This is a genomic window from Micromonospora sp. NPDC023814 (assembly GCF_040639595.1).
Classification (GTDB): Bacteria; Actinomycetota; Actinomycetes; order Mycobacteriales; family Micromonosporaceae; genus Micromonospora.
The window spans coordinates 86,425-101,844 of record NZ_JBFAAF010000024.1 but is presented as its reverse complement, the minus strand read 5'-3'; the positions used below and the strand labels follow the sequence as shown (position 1 = coordinate 101,844).

Below are 15,420 nucleotides of genomic sequence, written 5' to 3'. Positions count from 1 at the left end.
TCCTGCATCACTACAATCACCACCGACCCCACACCGCAACCGGCGGCAAGCCGCCCATCACCAGGTTGACCAACGTCCCTGGGCAGTACAACTAGCCAACGCGTTGCAACGACCCCTTGAAACCGCCCGTGGGCGAGGGGGCCTTCGGCGAAAGCCGGGTCAGTCCGGCCAGTGCCCGGTCATCCGGCGTACGCCCACCGCGCCGCCCCGGTCGACGGCGGCCCGGACGACCGCGAAGATGGCGCCCTGCAAGGCCGCCGCCGCCAGGATCTCGCCCCAGCCGCGGTCCTCGTCGGTGGCGCTGGGTGCCTCGCCGTCGCCCGCCGTCACCTTCCAGACCTGCCGGAAGATCATGCCCGCGACCGCACCGGCGGCGATGCCCGTCAGCACGCCGACCGGCTTGTACGCGGCCCTCCCGATGTTCCTGCTCACCTGCGCCTCCCCCGGACGATCAACAGCACGATAGCGGCGGCCACCGCGCCGGCCGCGAGGGCCACGAACGGCGCCGGGTTGCGCCGGACGACCGCGCCCGTCTCCTGCGCCTGCCCTCGCGCGAGTTGCGCCTTCTGCGCCGCCTGCCCGCGCACCCGGGCCACGGTCTGCGCGGCCTGCTCCCGCATCCGCTCCTTCGCCTGGTCGGCGGAGGACCTCAGCCGCGCCTTGACGTCGGCCTTGGCGGCCAGCGCCTCCATGGTCTCGCCCAACTCGACCCGGGTCCGCCGGATCTCCTCCCGGAGGGCCTCGGTGTCGCCGGTGCCCCGGCCGTTGCCCGTCGTCATGCCCGCCCCCTGTCCTTCACCGCGGCGGCGACGGTGTCGACGTCGGCCCGGACGCTGCGCACCGTGGCCGCCGGCACCGGCGGGACCGCCTGGCTGACCTGCTTCTTGCCCACCAGCGCGAGGACGCCGGCCATCACGAAGAGCACCACCGCGACGATCAGGGCCGCGGCCCAGGCCGGCAGCACCAGATCGAGCAGCAGGATCGCGGTGGCGACCAGGGCGCCCAGGCCGTAGAGCGCCAGCGCCCCGCCGCCGCCGAAGAGGCCGATGCCGATGCCGGCATGCTTGCCCTTCTGGGTCAGCTCCGCGCGGGCCAGGGCCAGCTCGTCGCGGACCAGGCGGGAGACCTGCTCCGTGGCCCGCTGCACCAGCTCGGCGGTGGACGGCTCGCTCCCGTCGCGGGATGTGCGGGCGTTCGCCACGTCAGCCATGCTGTCCTCCTTTCATCATCACCGCGCTGTATGCCCGGAGTCGCCGCCCGTCAATCCTTCGCGCGGCGGCCGGTGAGCCCGGGCCGCCGCGTCCCTCGTGCCGATGGACGGCGCGCGGGAGGAGGTGCAGAAGCGTCGCGCAGCAGGTCCCCACGAAACGCCCGGTCAAACTTCCCGAGCCAGCGCACTCCGCCCGGTCACCCCACGAGGCACAACCCCACCCACACCTCCAACCGCCCCCACCCCCCACAGGTCACGACCCTCCCACCCCGCCTCGCGATCTTGCACTTTCCGCCCCGGCAAAGCGGACGTTCTCCGCATTCGGAGGGCACAAAGCGCAAGATCGCGGGGCGGGGGTCAGCGGCGGGTTTCGGCGGGCTCGTCGGGGCCGACGAAGGCCTCGCTGCGGGCGTCGCCGTCGTCGCTGCCGCCGAAGACCCGGGCGTCGTCGGGCACCTCGCCGTCGGCGAGGCGGCGCACCGGCCGGCGGGGCCGTACCCACTGCCACGGCAGGTTGCTCTCCGCGTCGCCGATCTCGGTACGCATCCGGGGCATCGCGGTCGGCCGCTGGTCCCGGATCCAGGCGACCAGGTGCTCGCGGACCAGGCAGCGCAGGTCCCACAGGCTGCCGGCGTCGGCCGCGCTGACCAGGGCGCGCACCTTGATCATGCCGCCGGTCGCGTCGGTCACCTGGAGCACGCAGACCCGGCCGTCCCACAGGTCGGTGCTCTCCACCAGGCGACGTAGCTCCTCCCGCATGGCCTGCACCGGGATCGCCCAGTCGACGTCGAACTCGGCGGTGCCCAGCACGGCCGCCTCCGTGCGGGTCCAGTTCTGGAACGGCTTGGTGGTGAAGTACGAGGTGGGCAGGATCAGCCGGCGGTCGTCCCAGATCTGCACCACCACGTAGCTGAGGGTCAGCTCCTCGATCCGGCCCCACTCCCCCTCGACCACCACCACGTCGTCGAGGCGCACCGCGTCGCTGAAGGCGAGCTGGAGGCCGGCGAAGACGTTGCCCAACAGGCTCTGCGCGGCGAGCGCGGCGACCACACCGACGACACCGGCGCTGGTCAGCACGCCGGCGCCGATGCCGCGTACGGCCGGGAAGGTCATCAGCATGACGCCGACCGCCAGGACGACGATCACCGCGATGGTCAACCGGCGCAGCATCACCACCTGGGTCCGCACCCGCCGCGCGTGCCGGTTGTCCGGCACGTCCACCCGGAACCGGGCGAGCGCCGTGTCCTCCGCCACCACGAGCAGCGAGGCGACCAGCCAGGCGACGCTCGCGATCACGCCGAGCACCAGCGAGTGCAGCAGCACCTGCCGCCACTGCTCGCCGACCGCGTAGCCGGTGCTGAAGCGGACGGCGAACTGGACGGCGAGGACCGTGGCGGCGACCTGACTCGACCGGTGCGCGTGCTCGGTGAGCTCGGTCAGCAGCAGCGAGCGCCGGCCGAGCCGCCGGACCACGCGATGCACGACCTCGACGACGAACAGGGCGATCGCCGCCGCGGCGAGCGCGGCGACGATCGTCCCGAGGTAGCTCTGCACGGGTTCTGTCCTCCTCCGGACCGGGCGGCCTGTTTCGGGGCAAAGGCCCAATAGTGCCCGACGGCCCCGGAATCGACCAGGCTCAGACCTTGCGGTACCGGGACTGGAGGAAGCAGAACAGGCCGAAGGCGGCGATGCCGAGGGCCACGAGGGTGAGCAGCAGCTGACCGTACGACTGGTCGCGCAGCGTGTGCAGCGCCGCGTCCAGGCCCCGGGCCTTCTCCGGGTCGTAGTTGACGGCGGCCAGGATGATCAGCAGGCCGGCGATGCCGTACGCGACGCCCTTGGCGACGTAGCCGGCGACGCCGAGCCGGCGGGCGAACTGGCGGGTCCGCGGGCTCATCTCGAAGCTCTTCAGGTGCTTCTCGAAGCGCTTGACCACCCCGTAGATCACCAGGCCGACGCCGATCGCGGCGAGCACGAGCCCGGCCAGGCCGACCAGCCAGCGACCGCCGGAGGACTCCATCGCGCGGCCGGTCAGCGCCTCCTGCTGGTCGGCGCTGTTCGAGCCGGCATCCCTGAAGACCTTGACGGCCGTCCAGGCGAAGTAGAGGTAGACGAGGGTCCGCCCGAACGAGGCCAGCCGCTCCCAGACCCGCTCCTTGCCGCGCTCGGCGCGGTGCCCGACCGCCGCCTCCAGCGCCTGCCAGATCGCCATGGCGAACAGGCCGACCGCGATGGTGACGACGAGGAACCTGCCCAGCGGCTGGGCGGCGATGGTGCGCAGCGCACCGGACTGGTCGCCGTCGTCGGCGGGCTTCCCGAACGCGATCTGCAGCGCCAGCCAGGCGAACAGGAGGTGCACGATGCCGTAGCCGATGAAACCGGCCCGGGCCAACAGTTCGAGCCACCGGCTGTTCGCCGTACGGGAGGCGGTGGCTTCGGCGTTCCGGGTGAGTGACATGGCGCCACAATCTCCGAATGCGAAGATCCCCAAACGTCGGCCACCGCCGCCCCGGGCGGGTCAGTTGCCGGGGTTCCTCGCCACCCGGATCTTGACCTCCTGGTCGGTGACGCTGTCCAGCGTCACGGAGAAGCCGCCGACCTCGGTGGCCTGCTGGCCGGTGGTCAGCGACAGCTGCTCGCCGGCCACCTCGACGGTCACCTGGTCGCCCTGCGCGCCGACCAGCTTGGCCTCCACGCCGAGGATGGTGGTGCTGGCCTCGACGCCACGGTCGAAGGTGACCGTGCAGGCGTCCAGGCCGCAGTCGGTGGAGGCGCCCTCGGAACTGCAACCGGCCAGCAGGGCGACGCCGAGCGCCAGGCCGGCCAGCAGGCCGGCAGCCCGGCGGGTGGGGGTCAGCGGGGAGTAAACGCGTCGGTTCGTCACGCGGCCAAGGGTACGAGACGACCGCGACCCCGGCACTGTGGTGATCATCCGCCCAGGTGGCGGCGCCGGTGGCGACCGGCGCGGCTAGGGTCCCGGCATGCCGTTCGACATCGCCCGCACCCGCGCCGCCTACCCCGCCCTGGCCGAGGGCTTCGTCCACCTCGACGGGGCCGGGGGCACCCAGGCCGCCGCGCCCGTGGTCGACGCGGTCGCCGACGCGATGCGCGGCGGTGGGCAATCGCAGCGCCGCGTTCCCGCCGGGCCGGCGGTCCCTGGAGATGGTGGCCGCCGCCCGCGCGGCGGTGGCCGACCTGCTCGGCGCGGAAGCCGACGGGGTGGTGCTGGGCCCGAGCGCGACGGCGCTGACGTACACCCTGGCCCGGACCCTGGGCGCGGGCTGGCGGCCGGGCGACGAGGTGGTGGTCTCCCGGCTCGACCACGACGCGAACGTCCGCCCCTGGGTGCAGGCCGCCGAGGCGGTCGGCGCGACGGTGCGCTGGGCCGAGTTCGACCGGGTCACCGGGGAGCTGCCGGCCGGGCAGTACGCGGACCTGGTCGGCGAGCGGACCCGGCTGGTCGCGGTGACCGCCGGCAGCAACGCGATCGGCACCGTCCCCGACGTGGCGGCGATCGCGAAGACCGCGCACGCGGCCGGCGCGCTGGTCTGCGTCGACGGGGTGCACTCGGTGCCGCACGGCCCCACCGACCTCGCCGCGCTGGGCGCCGACTTCCTGGTCACCAGCGCCTACAAGTGGTCGGGGCCGCACCTGGCCGCGGTGGCGGCCGAGCCGGCCGTCTGGGAGCGACTGCGCCCGGCGAAGCTGCGGCCCTCCTCCGACGCCGTGCCGGACCGCTTCGAGTACGGCACGCCGAGCTTCCCGCTACTGGTCGGGGTCGCCGCCGCGGTGGACCACCTGGCCGGGCTGGACCCGGCGGCCACCGGCAGCCGCCGGGAGCGGCTGCGGGCCGGGCTGACCGCCGCGCAGGCGTACGAGGAATCGCTGCTGGAGCGGCTGCTCGGCGGGCTGGCCGGGCTGCCCGGCGTCCGGGTGCTCGGATCCCCCGCCCGACGCTGCCCGACGGTGTCGTTCCGGCTGGCCGGGCTCTCCCCGCAGCGCACCCAGGAGGAGCTGGGCGCGGCCGGGTTCTGCCTCTCCGCGGGCGACTACTACGCCTACGAGTACTTCCAGGCGACGGGGCTGCGGGACAGCGGCGGGGCGGTGCGCGCCAGCATCTACCACTACAACACGGCGGACGAGGTGGACCGGTTGCTCGCCGAACTGGACCGGCTCGCCGGTGACGGGGGCAGAATGGCCGGGTGAGCACCCTGGTCGAGGACAACCCCGCCAAGCACCGGTTCGAGATCCTGGTCGACGACGCGCTGGCCGGGTTCACCGCGTACCTGCCGCGCGGCGAGGTGCTGGTCTTCACCCACACCGAGGTGGACCCGAAGTTCCAGAACATGGGCGTCGGCGCGACGCTGGTCCGGGACACCCTCGACCAGCTCCGCGAGCGCGGCACGAGAGTGGTGCCGCGCTGCCCGTTCATGGCCGCCTTCATCGACCGCCACCCCGAGTACGCCGACCTGGTCGTCCCCGAGGCGTAGCGGGGGCGACCCGGGCGGTCGGCGACGTCGGCAGGGCGGGCGGGTCAGCGACCGGTCAGCAGCTCGGCGGCGGCGCGGGCGGCGGCCCGGGTGGCGCCGTGGGTGGCGACGTGGACGGCACCGGTGACCGCCTCGGGCACGCCCAGCTCGACCACGACCGCGTCCGGGCGGGCGGCCAGCGCGCGGCCCACCGCCGCCCGCACCCAGTCGTGCCGGTGCAGGTCGCGCACCACCAGCACCACGCACCGGCCGGCCGCACCGGCGGTCGGGTCGGCGGGTACGTCGGCCTCGGCGTACCGGGCGGTGGTGGTGCCGGCGAGCAGGTCGGCCAGCGGGGCGGCCAGGCCCCACGGCGTCTCCGGGCCGATCGCGATGTTGCGCGGCGGCTCGAACTCCACCACGTGCGCGGGGCCGGCCAGTGGCAGGGCGCCGACGCCGGCGGGCGCGGTGGTGACCCGCAGCGCCCGGCGGGCGGCGGCCAGCCCGACGGCGGAGCCCTCGACGGAGGGGCGGGGCCGGGGCGGCCGGTCGGCGCGCGCGGTCACCGTCCAGGCGGCGAGCTGACCGACCCGCTTGGCCGCCTCGGCGAGGCGTTCCTCGGGCAGGTCGCCGGCGACGACGGCGGCGACGATGGCGTCCCGCAGCAGCCGCGCCGATTCCTCGTCGGCCCGCTCGCCGCCGATGCAGATCGCGTCGGCCCCGGCCGCGAGGGCACGTACCGTCGCGCCGGCGAAGCCGTACCGGCCGGCGACGGCCCGCATCTCCACCGCGTCCGTGACCACGACGCCGGAGAAGCCCAGCTCGTCGCGGAGCAGCCCGCCCAGGATCCGGCCGCTGAGGGTGGCCGGCAGCTCCGGGTCCAGCGCCGGCACCAGCAGGTGGCCGGTCATCACCGCCTGCACGCCGGCGGCCACGGCGGCCCGGAACGGGGCCAGCTCGACGGCGTCGAGGCGGGCCCGGTCGGCCGCGATCCGGGGCAGGGCGTGGTGCGAGTCGACCCGCGTGTCCCCGTGCCCGGGAAAGTGCTTGGCGCAGGCGGCGACCCCGCCGGCCTGGAGGCCGCGCACCCAGGCGGCGGTGTGCCGGGCGACCAGCGCCGGCTCCGCGCCGAAGGAGCGGACGCCGATCACCGGGTTGGCCGGGTTGGAGTTGACATCGGCGTCCGGCGCGTAGTCCAGGGTGATCCCGAGCGCGGCGAGGTCGGCGCCGAGGTCCCGGGCGACCTGCTCGGTCAGCGCCGGGTCGTCCACCGCGCCGAGGGCGAAGTTGCCGGGCCGGGAGCTGCCCCGGGCGGACTCGATCCGGGTCACGTCGCCGGCCTCCTCGTCGATGGCGACGACGACGTCCGGGCGCTCGGCGCGCAGGGTGGCGGTCAGCGCGGCCACCTGCTCCGGGTCGACCACGTTGCGGGCGAAGAGCACCACCGAGCCGAGCCCCTCGCCGAGCCAGCGGCAGATCCAGGGCGGCGGGGTGGTGCCGACGAATCCGGGCTGCAGGACGGCGGCGGCCAGGGCCGCCAGGCTTCCGGCGCTCACGCCACCACCTCGGCCCGCCCGGCGCGGGGCGTCACCACTTCGGCCCGCCCGGCGCGGGGTGCCACCTGCCGGTGCCCCGGCGTCCGGCCGGCGCGCCCGCTCACGCCGGCCCGCCCGTGTGGTGTCTGCTGGTTCGCTCGCTCATGCGGTCGTCGTACCCCCGTCTTCTCCGCGCCCCCGGCGGCCCGCCACCGGCGGCGGTGCTGCCATGGTCACATCGCCCGACAGAATAGTCAATAAACCTTACAGTTGCCGTCGGGCGCGGAGCTGGGGACAGTTCGGGGATGGATCCCCTGCTGCTGGCCGACGCGACGAGCCCGGCCGACATCCCCGGCGTACGCCTGCTCGGCCTGGTGGTCGGCGGCCTGCTGCTGCTCGCCGCGATCCGTGCGATGTTCCGGCGCTGATCCCCACCCGCGCGGCCCGGCCGGTTCCGACGGCGGCCACCGGGGTACCGCCTGCCTCGTTGGACCCGGTACGACACGGCGAGGGAGAGACATGAGGATCGGCTATTTCCTGTCCACGGAGGAGTACGCGCCGGCGGAGCTGCTCGAACAGGCGCGCGCCGCGGAGCGGGCCGGCTTCGAGGCGCTCTGGATCTCCGACCACTACCACCCGTGGACGGACGCGCAGGGGCAGAGCCCCTTCGTCTGGTCGGTGATCGGCGCGCTCAGCCAGGTCTGCCGGCTCCCGGTCACCACCGCCGTCACCTGCCCGACGGTGCGCGTCCACCCGGCGATCGTCGCCCAGGCGGCGGCCACCAGCGCGGTCATGCACTCCGGCCGGTTCGTGCTCGGGGTGGGCAGCGGCGAGGCGCTCAACGAGCACATCCTCGGCGACGTCTGGCCGCAGACCGACGTCCGACTGGAGATGCTGGAGGAGGCCGTCGCGGTGATCCGCGAACTCTGGCGGGGCGGCTTCGTCAACCACCACGGCCGGCACTACACCGTCGAGCACGCCCGGATCTACACCCTGCCGGACACTCCCCCGCCGATCTACGTGTCGGGCTTCGGCCCGAAGGCCGTCGACCTGGCGGCCCGGATCGGCGACGGTTTCGTCAACACGTCCCCCGACGCCGAACTGGTCCGGCGGTTCCGCGCGGGCGGCGGCGGCGACAAGCCGTGCCAGGCCGGCTTCAAGGCGGCGTACGCGCAGACCGAGGAGGAGGGGATGCGGATCGCGTACGAGCGTTGGCCGAACGCCGGGGTGCCGGGCGAACTGTCCCAGGTGCTGCCCTCGCCGCGGCACTTCGAGCAGGCCGCGGAGCTGGTCCGGCCGGAGATGATGAAGGACGCGTTCGTCTGCGGGCGGGACGCCGACGCGCACCTGGCCAAGATCGAGGAGTACGCCAAGGCCGGCTTCGACGAGGTCTACGTCGCCAACACCGGGCCGAACTGGCCGGGCCTGCTCGACCTCTACCAGCGCGAGGTGTTCCCGCGCCTGCGCTGAGCGGTGTTTCCCGCCGGCGCGACAGGTGCCCCGGCCCCGGCTCAGTCGGTCGCCAGGGCGATGCCGCGTAGCAGGGTGACGACCAGGTCGTCGACGGTCCGCGCGGGCAGCTCGGCCGGGGCCGGGGCGGCCGGGTCGAGCAGGTGGCCGAGCACCAGGTCGTGACAGACCCCGACGACCAGGGCCGCGACGGCGTCGGGCCGGGCGTCCGGGGCCACCCGGCCGAGCAGCTGCTCCGCCCGCAGGTAGTCGGCCAGCTCCGCGCGCACCGAGCCGCCCGCGGCGGGACTGGGCAGCTCCGCGAAGCGGGCGAGCACCCGGGGCTGGTGCAGCAGCCCGGTGAAGGCCGGCAGGACCGCCGCGTGCAGCGCGAGGGCCCGGGTGAGGTGCGTGCGCAGGTTCGCCCCGACGGTCCCGGTGCCCGGCTCCGGCGCCGGCCCGCCCGCCCGCTCCTCGGCGGCGCGGACGTGGGCGTGCAGCGCGTGCGCGAGCAACTCCTCCTTGTCGGCGAAGTGGTTGTAGAGCACGCCGTCGGCCACCCCGGCGGCGCGGGCGATGTCGCGCACGGTCAACCCGGCCACGCCGCGGTCGGCGATCAGCCGCTCCGCCGTGGCGATCAGGTGCTCGCGCAGGCTCCGGTCGCCGCCCCGCAGGGCCGCCGCTGTTCTGGGTGACATCACCCGAATCGTAGAGACATCGTCGAGGGCCGGCCGCCCCGGTCAGCCGGGGCGGTGGGCGGTGACCAGCCAGGCGGTGCCGCGCAGGCGTACCGCGTCGGGCTGCTCGTACCGGCGCAGCGCCTCGGTCAGCGCGGCGGTGGCCCGGTCGACGGTCGCCTGGTCCACGCGGTCGAACTGGTGGCGGATCGGCCCCCAGCCGGCCAGGAAGGCCGCGGCGTCGGCGGCGTCCCGTCCCCAGACCTGGGGTGCCTCGACGGCGGCGCAGTCGACGTCGGTGAAGCCGGCCGCGGTGAGCACCCGGTCGACCACCGCCGGGTCGGCCAGCGACAGCGGCTCGGCCACCCCCGTCCCGTCCCCGTCCGGCGGGGGCAGGTGGGCGGCGAGGGCGGCGAGCACCTGGCCGAGGTCACGTCGACGGATGTCGTCCATGCAGAGGAAGGCGAGGCGACCGCCGGGCCGCAGCGCGCGGCCGATGTTGGCGAAGGCGGCCACCGGGTCGGCGAAGAACATCACCCCGAAGCGGCTCAGCGCCACGTCGAACGCCCCTGGCGGGAACGGGTGGACCTGCGCGTCGGCCCGGTGGAACCGGACGTTGTCCACCCGTTCGGCGGCGGCCCGGTCCCGGGCCCGCTCCAGCATGGGGGCGGAGAGGTCGACGCCGAGCGCCTCGCCGGCGCCCGCCCGCCCGGCCGCCAGCCGGGTGAGCTGGCCGTTGCCGCAGCCGACGTCGAGGACCCGGTCACCGGGGCGTACGGCCGCCAGCAGGGCCTCGTTGAACCCGCTGTTCACCGCGTCGTAGCGGTCGTGGTGCGCGGCCCAGTGCCGCCCCTCGTAACCGTTCCACGCCTGCGCCTGCTGCTCGTTGACGATCATCGACCACCTCCGGAATGCATGAACCACCGTTCATGAACGAGCGTTCATGATGGCCGACGAGTGTTCCGGCTGTCAACGGAGCCGGCCGTCGGGGCATCGTCCGCGCCACCCACCGGGCGGCGGTTTCGCCGCTGATCACGGCGGGTACCTCCGGCCCTCGATGAAACTGTCCACGCACTCGACGACCCTGCGCCGCGCGGCCAAGAGCCTCTTCGGCTGGACGGCACTGCGGCCCCACCAACTGGCCGCCATGCGGGCGGTGATGAAGCGCCGCGACGCCCTGGTGGTACTGCCCACCGGCGCCGGCAAGTCGGCGATCTACCAGATCCCGGCCAGCCTGATCCCCGGCCCGACCGTGGTGGTCTCCCCGCTGCTCGCCCTCCAGCAGGACCAGATCGCGGCCCTCAACGAGCGGCAGCGGCCGGAGCTGCGCGCGGTGCGGATCAGTTCCGACGAGTCGCCCGCCCAGCAGGCCGAGGCGATCGCCGAGATCCGCGACGGGCGGGCGGAGTTCCTCTTCATCACCCCGGAGCAGCTCGCCAACCCCGACCGGACGGCCGAGGTGAAGTCGCTGAAGCCGGCGCTGGTGGCGATCGACGAGGCGCACTGCATCTCCGCGTGGGGGCACGACTTCCGCCCGGACTACCTGGCGCTCGGCCACCTCGTCGAGGGCATCGGCCGGCCGCCGGTGGTGGCGCTGACGGCGACCGCCTCACCGCCCGTACGCGACGACATCGTCGCCCGGCTCCGGCTGCGCGAGCCCGAGGTGGTGGTCTCCGGGCTGGACCGGCCGAACCTGTTCCTCGAGGTCGCCCACTGCCCGACGGAGGACTACCGGTGGCGGCGGCTGCTCGCCCTGCTGCGCGACGACACCCGGCCCGGCATCATCTACGTGCCCACCCGGCGCGCGGCGGAGGAGCTGGCGGCCCGGCTCACCGACGCCGGGTTCCCGGCGCAGTACTACCACGGCGGCATGGCGGCCGGCGCCCGCGCCGAACTGCACGAGGCGTTCCTCGCCGACCAGGTGCCGATCATGGTGGCCACCTCGGCGTTCGGGATGGGCATCGACAAGCCCAACATCGCGTGGGTGGTCCACATGGCGCTACCCGACTCGCCGGACAGCTACTTCCAGGAGATCGGGCGGGCCGGCCGGGACGGCGCGCCGGCGCGGGTGCTGCTGCTCTGGCAGGCCGAGGACGTCGGGTTGCAACGGTTCTTCAGCGGCGGGCTGCCGGACGAGACGGAACTGCGCGACCTGTCCGCGCTGCTGCGCAAGCAGGCGCGCACCAAGAAGGAGCTGCGCGAGGTCACCGGCCTGGGCCCACGCAAGCTCGGCCAGTACCTCGCCCTGCTGGAGCAGGTCGGCGCGGTCGAGCCGCAGGCGAGGCAGCGCGTCGGCGCGCCCCGCTACTCCCCCACGCCCGTGGACGCCGCCGCGGCGGCCCTGGCCGAGGCGGAGCGGCAGCAGAGCGTGACCCGGTCGCGCACCGACATGATGCGGGCCTTCGCCGAGACCACCGGCTGCCGGGGGCAGACGCTGCTGGCCTACTTCGGCGAGCAGATGACCAAGGTCTGCGGGCACTGCGACAACTGCCACGCCGGCACCAGCACCGCCGACGACGGCGCGGTCGGGCCGTTCCCGGTGCACAGCCAGGTCCGGCACCCGGAGTGGGGCACCGGCCTGGTGCTGAGCTACGAGGAGGACCGGATGACGGTTCTCTTCGACGAGGTGGGGTACAAGACGCTGTCCGTCAGCGTGGTGTCCGAACAGGGCCTGCTGACGCTCGACTAGCCTGAGCCGGGCACCGCTGGCGGGGCCGTGGACGACGAGCGATTCAGTGCGGGAAGGGGCGTTGCCGTGATCGAGCAGCCGGCGTACACCGGGTTCGGTTTCTCCGACGAGGAATGGGGGCTGCTGGTCGGCCTGCCGCAGTCGGTGCTGACCGCGGCGAGCGCCGCCGAGTCCGACGGCACCAAGCGCACCATGGCGGAGAACGCGGCCGGGCTGGAGACCATCTCCGCCGGCCGGGAGTCGGCCAGCCCGCTGGTCGCCGCCGTCGCCGGGGAGGTCGTCTCCCAGGTGGGCGACCCCGAGGCCGGCGAGGAGCTGCCGGTCATCGCGCCGTCCGACCCGCGGGCCTACCTGGAGGACGTGCTGGGCCGGGCCAAGGAGGCCGCGGCGCTGCTGGCCGCCAAGGTGGACGAGGGCGAGGCCGGGGCGTACAAGCACTGGCTGGTGGACATCGCCGAGCAGGTGGTGGGCGCGGCGTCCAGCGGCGGCATCCTCGGCCTCGGCGGGGACGTGGTCAGCGACTCGGAGCGGCGCTTCCGCGACCGGCTCGCCCAGGTGCTCAACGACTGACACGTCGACGACGGCGGCGCCGGAACGAGGTCCGGTGCCGCCGTCGCCCGTTCCGGGTGACCGCCGTCGCGCGTCCGGCGCGGGCGGCCGGGCCGGGTCGCCCGGGTCGGCGCGCGGCGGGTCCGCGCGGCGGGTCGGCGCGCGGTGGGTCCGCGCGGCGGGTCCGCGCGGCGCTCAGGCGACCCGGCGGCGGAACAGCACCACGCTCGCCAGCACGGCGACGAGCAGGATCCCGAGGCACCAGGCCACGGCCCGGGCCGGAGCCGCACCCGTCGGCGTGTCCAGCAGCAGGGCCCGCAGCGTCTCGATGACGGGTGTGACCGGCTGGTGGTCGGCGAAGCCCCGCAGCCAGCTCGGCATGGTCTCCACCGGAACGAACGCACTGCTCGGGTAGGGCAGGAACATCACCAGGAAGGTGAAGCCGCCGGCCGCCTCCGGGGTGCGGGCCAGCAGGCCGAACGCGGCCGAGAGCCACGACACGGCGAGCAGGAAGAGCAGCAGCACCCCGAAGGCGGCCAGCCAGCGCAGCGGCGCGACGGTCGGGCGGAAGCCGATGGCGACGGCGACGGCGAGCACCAGCACGGTGGAGACGGTGTTGCGGACGACGCTGGCCACGACGTGCCCGCCGAGGATCGCGGCGGCGCTGACGTCCATCGTGCGGAACCGCTCGATCACCCCTTCGGTCAGGTCGGTGGTCACGCTGACGGCCGTGCCCGCCGCCCCGAAGCCGGCGCAGAGCAGCAGCACGCCGGGGACCACGTAGGTGACGTACCGGGTGCCGGTGTCGATCGCGCCACCGAACAGGTAGACGAAGAGCAGCATCAGGATCACGGGCAGCAGCAGCGAAGTCAGCAGCGCGTCGACGTTGCGCCGGGACAGCCGCAGGCAGCGCGCCGCCAGCACGAGCGCCTCGCCGGCGCGGGAGGGCCGCAGGGTCAGCTCAGACACGGGCCATCTCCCGCGCGGTCGCCACCTGGTCGCTGGTCAGGGTGAGGAAGACGTCGTCCAGGGTGGCCTCGCGGACGGTGAACCGGGCGAGGTCCTGCCGGTCCGGGTCGACCTCGTCGAGCAGGTGCCGGACGTGCGGCGCGCCCCCGTCGGTCGCCACCGCCAACTCCAGCCGGGCCGGGTCGCGGTGCGTGACCCGGTCGCCGAGGCGGCGCTCCGCCGCGGCGAAGCTCGGCGCGTCGCGCAGCGTCAGCTCCAGGCGGTGGGCACCGAAGCGGCGCTTGAGGTCGCCCGCACTGCCCTCGGCGGCGAGCCGGCCGCCGTGCAGCACCGCGATCCGGTCCGCCAGCCGGTCGGCCTCCTCCAGGTACTGGGTGGTGAGCAGCACCGTCACCCCCGCCCCGGCCAGCTCGGCCACCACCTCCCACAGCCCCTGCCGGCTGCGCGGATCGAGGCCGGTGGTGGGCTCGTCGAGGAAGATCACGGACGGCTCGCCGACCAGGCTGGCCGCGAGGTCGAGGCGGCGGCGCATGCCGCCGGAGTAGGTCGCCACCCGCCGTCCGGCGGCGGCGACCAGGTCGAAGCGCTCCGCCAGGTCGGCGGCCCGTCGCCGGGCGGCGGCCGGGGACAGCCCGGCCAGCCGGGCCATCATGTGCAGGTTCTCCGTGCCGGTCTGCTGGTCGTCGAGCGCCGCGTGCTGGCCGGCGAGGCTGATCGCCCGCCGCACCCGGCGCCGGTCGCGCACCACGTCGTGACCGTCCACCCGGGCCACGCCCCCGTCGGGGGTGGCGAGCGTGGCCAGGATCCGGACGGTCGTGGTCTTCCCGGCCCCGTTCGGGCCGAGCAGGGCGTACACGCTGCCCCGGGCGACCCGCATGGTCAGGCCGTCGAGCACGGTGACCCCGCCGTACGACTTGCGTAGGTCGATCGTCTCCACCGCCTCAGGTGCTGTTGCTCCCGTCACCGCTCACCCTCCGCTTCCGCGTATGCCGTACGCGATTCTGCGTAGACCATACGCAGAGGCTAGGATGACGGTCAAGCCGGATCGGGAGGTGAGGGTGAGGGTGAGCGACGCCGACGTCGAGCTGCCCGAGAGCGTGGAGATCGCCTGGGGCCTGCGCGAACGCCCTGGGAAGGGCCCCAAGCGCAGCCTCAGCCTGGCGCAGGTGGTGGCCGCCGGCATCCGGGTGGCCGAAGCCGAGGGACTGCCGGCGGTGTCGATGAGCCGCGTCGCCGGCGAGCTGGGCGTGGGCACCATGTCGCTCTATCGTTACGTCTCCGCCAAGAGCGACCTGCTGGAGCTGATGGCCGACGCCGCGTACGGCGATCCGCCGCCGCCGCGCGGCGCGGACGAGGGGTGGCGGCCGGCGCTGGCCCGCTGGGCGCTGGGCAACGCGACAGCGATCCACCGCCACCCGTGGACCCGGCACGTCCCGGTCGGCGGTCCGCCGATGGGCCCCAACCAGGTGCGCTGGATGGAACAGGGGCTGGACACCCTGCGCGGTACCGGCCTGCGCGCCGCCGAGCGCCTCTCAACGATCCTGCTGGTCAACGGGTACGCCCGGCAATGGGCCACCCTGACGGCGGACATCACCGAGGCGGCGACACGGACCAGGATCAGCCCGGACGAGGCCGGCGCACGCTACTGGCAGCAGCTCGCCCGGCTGACCCGGCACGGCCCGTACCCGGCGATCCGCGCGCTGCTGGCCGAAGGCGTCGCCGACGACGACGACGAGGAGTTCGACGCGGAGTGGCAGTTCGGCCTCGACCGGGTGCTCGACGGCGTCGAGGTGCTGGTCCGCAGCCGCTCGGCGACGGACTGAACGCGAACCCTCCCTGGCCGCCGCCGGCCCCGTCGCCCACAATGGCCACC

17 protein-coding genes and 1 pseudogene are annotated in these 15,420 nt (G+C 74.7%); 7 read left to right on the top strand and 11 right to left on the bottom strand.

What is annotated here, in order from left to right; genetic code table 11:
- Positions 1-159 precede the first annotated feature (159 nt).
- From AB0G14_RS15570 to AB0G14_RS15545, 6 genes are all read right to left on the bottom strand, one after another.
- Positions 160-432: a DUF4235 domain-containing protein gene (locus tag AB0G14_RS15570; RefSeq protein WP_357697727.1), complete on the bottom strand. Its 273-nt coding sequence runs from the start codon at positions 430-432 to the stop codon at positions 160-162.
- Positions 429-779 (bottom strand): DUF3618 domain-containing protein, encoded by a 351-nt coding sequence (locus AB0G14_RS15565; protein WP_357452201.1) that lies wholly within the window; start codon positions 777-779, stop codon positions 429-431. The genes AB0G14_RS15570 and AB0G14_RS15565 overlap by 4 nt, the downstream gene beginning before the upstream one ends.
- On the bottom strand, positions 776-1,210 hold the full coding sequence (locus AB0G14_RS15560; protein ID WP_357697725.1) for a phage holin family protein: 435 nt from the start codon (positions 1,208-1,210) through the stop codon (positions 776-778). The genes AB0G14_RS15565 and AB0G14_RS15560 overlap by 4 nt, the downstream gene beginning before the upstream one ends.
- A 357-nt stretch (positions 1,211-1,567) precedes the next feature.
- A complete protein-coding gene (locus tag AB0G14_RS15555; protein ID WP_357697723.1) occupies positions 1,568-2,764 on the bottom strand; it encodes a mechanosensitive ion channel family protein in 1,197 nt (398 codons plus the stop codon).
- A gap of 82 nt (positions 2,765-2,846) precedes the next feature.
- The gene (locus AB0G14_RS15550) at positions 2,847-3,668 is read right to left on the bottom strand and encodes a DUF1206 domain-containing protein (RefSeq protein ID WP_357697721.1); all 822 of its coding nucleotides are present in this window, start codon (positions 3,666-3,668) and stop codon (positions 2,847-2,849) included.
- Between the two features lie 60 nt (positions 3,669-3,728).
- Positions 3,729-4,094 carry a hypothetical protein gene (locus tag AB0G14_RS15545; RefSeq protein WP_357452190.1) on the bottom strand — a complete coding sequence of 122 codons (366 nt, stop codon included), beginning with the start codon at positions 4,092-4,094 and terminating at the stop codon, positions 3,729-3,731.
- 97 nt (positions 4,095-4,191) lie between these two features.
- Between AB0G14_RS15545 and AB0G14_RS15540 the strand changes: the two are divergent.
- Together AB0G14_RS15540 and AB0G14_RS15535 are read left to right on the top strand one after the other, a co-directional pair.
- Positions 4,192-5,416 (top strand): annotated as a pseudogene (locus AB0G14_RS15540) (cysteine desulfurase-like protein).
- Positions 5,413-5,700, top strand: coding sequence for a GNAT family N-acetyltransferase (locus AB0G14_RS15535; RefSeq protein ID WP_350706281.1), 288 nt, complete (start codon positions 5,413-5,415; stop codon positions 5,698-5,700). The pseudogene AB0G14_RS15540 and the gene AB0G14_RS15535 overlap by 4 nt, the downstream one beginning before the upstream one ends.
- A gap of 44 nt (positions 5,701-5,744) precedes the next feature.
- Here AB0G14_RS15535 and AB0G14_RS15530 read toward each other — a convergent pair whose 3' ends face one another.
- Positions 5,745-7,235: a glycoside hydrolase family 3 N-terminal domain-containing protein gene (locus tag AB0G14_RS15530; RefSeq protein WP_357697718.1), complete on the bottom strand. Its 1,491-nt coding sequence runs from the start codon at positions 7,233-7,235 to the stop codon at positions 5,745-5,747.
- A gap of 284 nt (positions 7,236-7,519) precedes the next feature.
- On the opposite strand from AB0G14_RS15530, the gene AB0G14_RS15525 reads away from it, so the two are divergent.
- Together AB0G14_RS15525 and AB0G14_RS15520 are read left to right on the top strand one after the other, a co-directional pair.
- The gene (locus AB0G14_RS15525; RefSeq protein ID WP_255474757.1) at positions 7,520-7,642 is read left to right on the top strand and encodes a hypothetical protein; all 123 of its coding nucleotides are present in this window, start codon (positions 7,520-7,522) and stop codon (positions 7,640-7,642) included.
- A gap of 91 nt (positions 7,643-7,733) precedes the next feature.
- Positions 7,734-8,684, top strand: a complete 951-nt coding sequence (locus AB0G14_RS15520; RefSeq protein WP_357697716.1) for a TIGR03557 family F420-dependent LLM class oxidoreductase — start codon at positions 7,734-7,736, stop codon at positions 8,682-8,684.
- Positions 8,685-8,725: 41 nt separating this feature from the next.
- Here the strand turns inward: AB0G14_RS15520 and AB0G14_RS15515 are convergent, their stop codons facing one another.
- The gene (locus tag AB0G14_RS15515) at positions 8,726-9,361 is read right to left on the bottom strand and encodes a helix-turn-helix domain-containing protein (protein WP_357697714.1); all 636 of its coding nucleotides are present in this window, start codon (positions 9,359-9,361) and stop codon (positions 8,726-8,728) included.
- Between the two features lie 42 nt (positions 9,362-9,403).
- Positions 9,404-10,237 carry a class I SAM-dependent methyltransferase gene (locus AB0G14_RS15510; RefSeq protein WP_357697712.1) on the bottom strand — a complete coding sequence of 278 codons (834 nt, stop codon included), beginning with the start codon at positions 10,235-10,237 and terminating at the stop codon, positions 9,404-9,406.
- A gap of 160 nt (positions 10,238-10,397) precedes the next feature.
- On the opposite strand from AB0G14_RS15510, the gene AB0G14_RS15505 reads away from it, so the two are divergent.
- Positions 10,398-12,029, top strand: coding sequence for a RecQ family ATP-dependent DNA helicase (locus AB0G14_RS15505; protein ID WP_357697710.1), 1,632 nt, complete (start codon positions 10,398-10,400; stop codon positions 12,027-12,029).
- 66 nt (positions 12,030-12,095) lie between these two features.
- Positions 12,096-12,599, top strand: coding sequence for a hypothetical protein (locus AB0G14_RS15500; protein ID WP_357697708.1), 504 nt, complete (start codon positions 12,096-12,098; stop codon positions 12,597-12,599).
- Between the two features lie 174 nt (positions 12,600-12,773).
- Here the strand turns inward: AB0G14_RS15500 and AB0G14_RS15495 are convergent, their stop codons facing one another.
- Positions 12,774-13,547, bottom strand: a complete 774-nt coding sequence (locus AB0G14_RS15495) for an ABC transporter permease (protein WP_357697704.1) — start codon at positions 13,545-13,547, stop codon at positions 12,774-12,776.
- Positions 13,540-14,511 (bottom strand): ATP-binding cassette domain-containing protein, encoded by a 972-nt coding sequence (locus AB0G14_RS15490; protein ID WP_357697702.1) that lies wholly within the window; start codon positions 14,509-14,511, stop codon positions 13,540-13,542. Before AB0G14_RS15490 ends, AB0G14_RS15495 begins: the two co-directional genes overlap by 8 nt.
- 100 nt (positions 14,512-14,611) lie before the next feature.
- On the opposite strand from AB0G14_RS15490, the gene AB0G14_RS15485 reads away from it, so the two are divergent.
- Complete coding sequence (locus AB0G14_RS15485; protein ID WP_357697700.1) at positions 14,612-15,370, top strand: TetR/AcrR family transcriptional regulator; 759 nt, start codon at positions 14,612-14,614, stop codon at positions 15,368-15,370.
- The last annotated feature ends 50 nt before the right edge of the window (positions 15,371-15,420 follow it).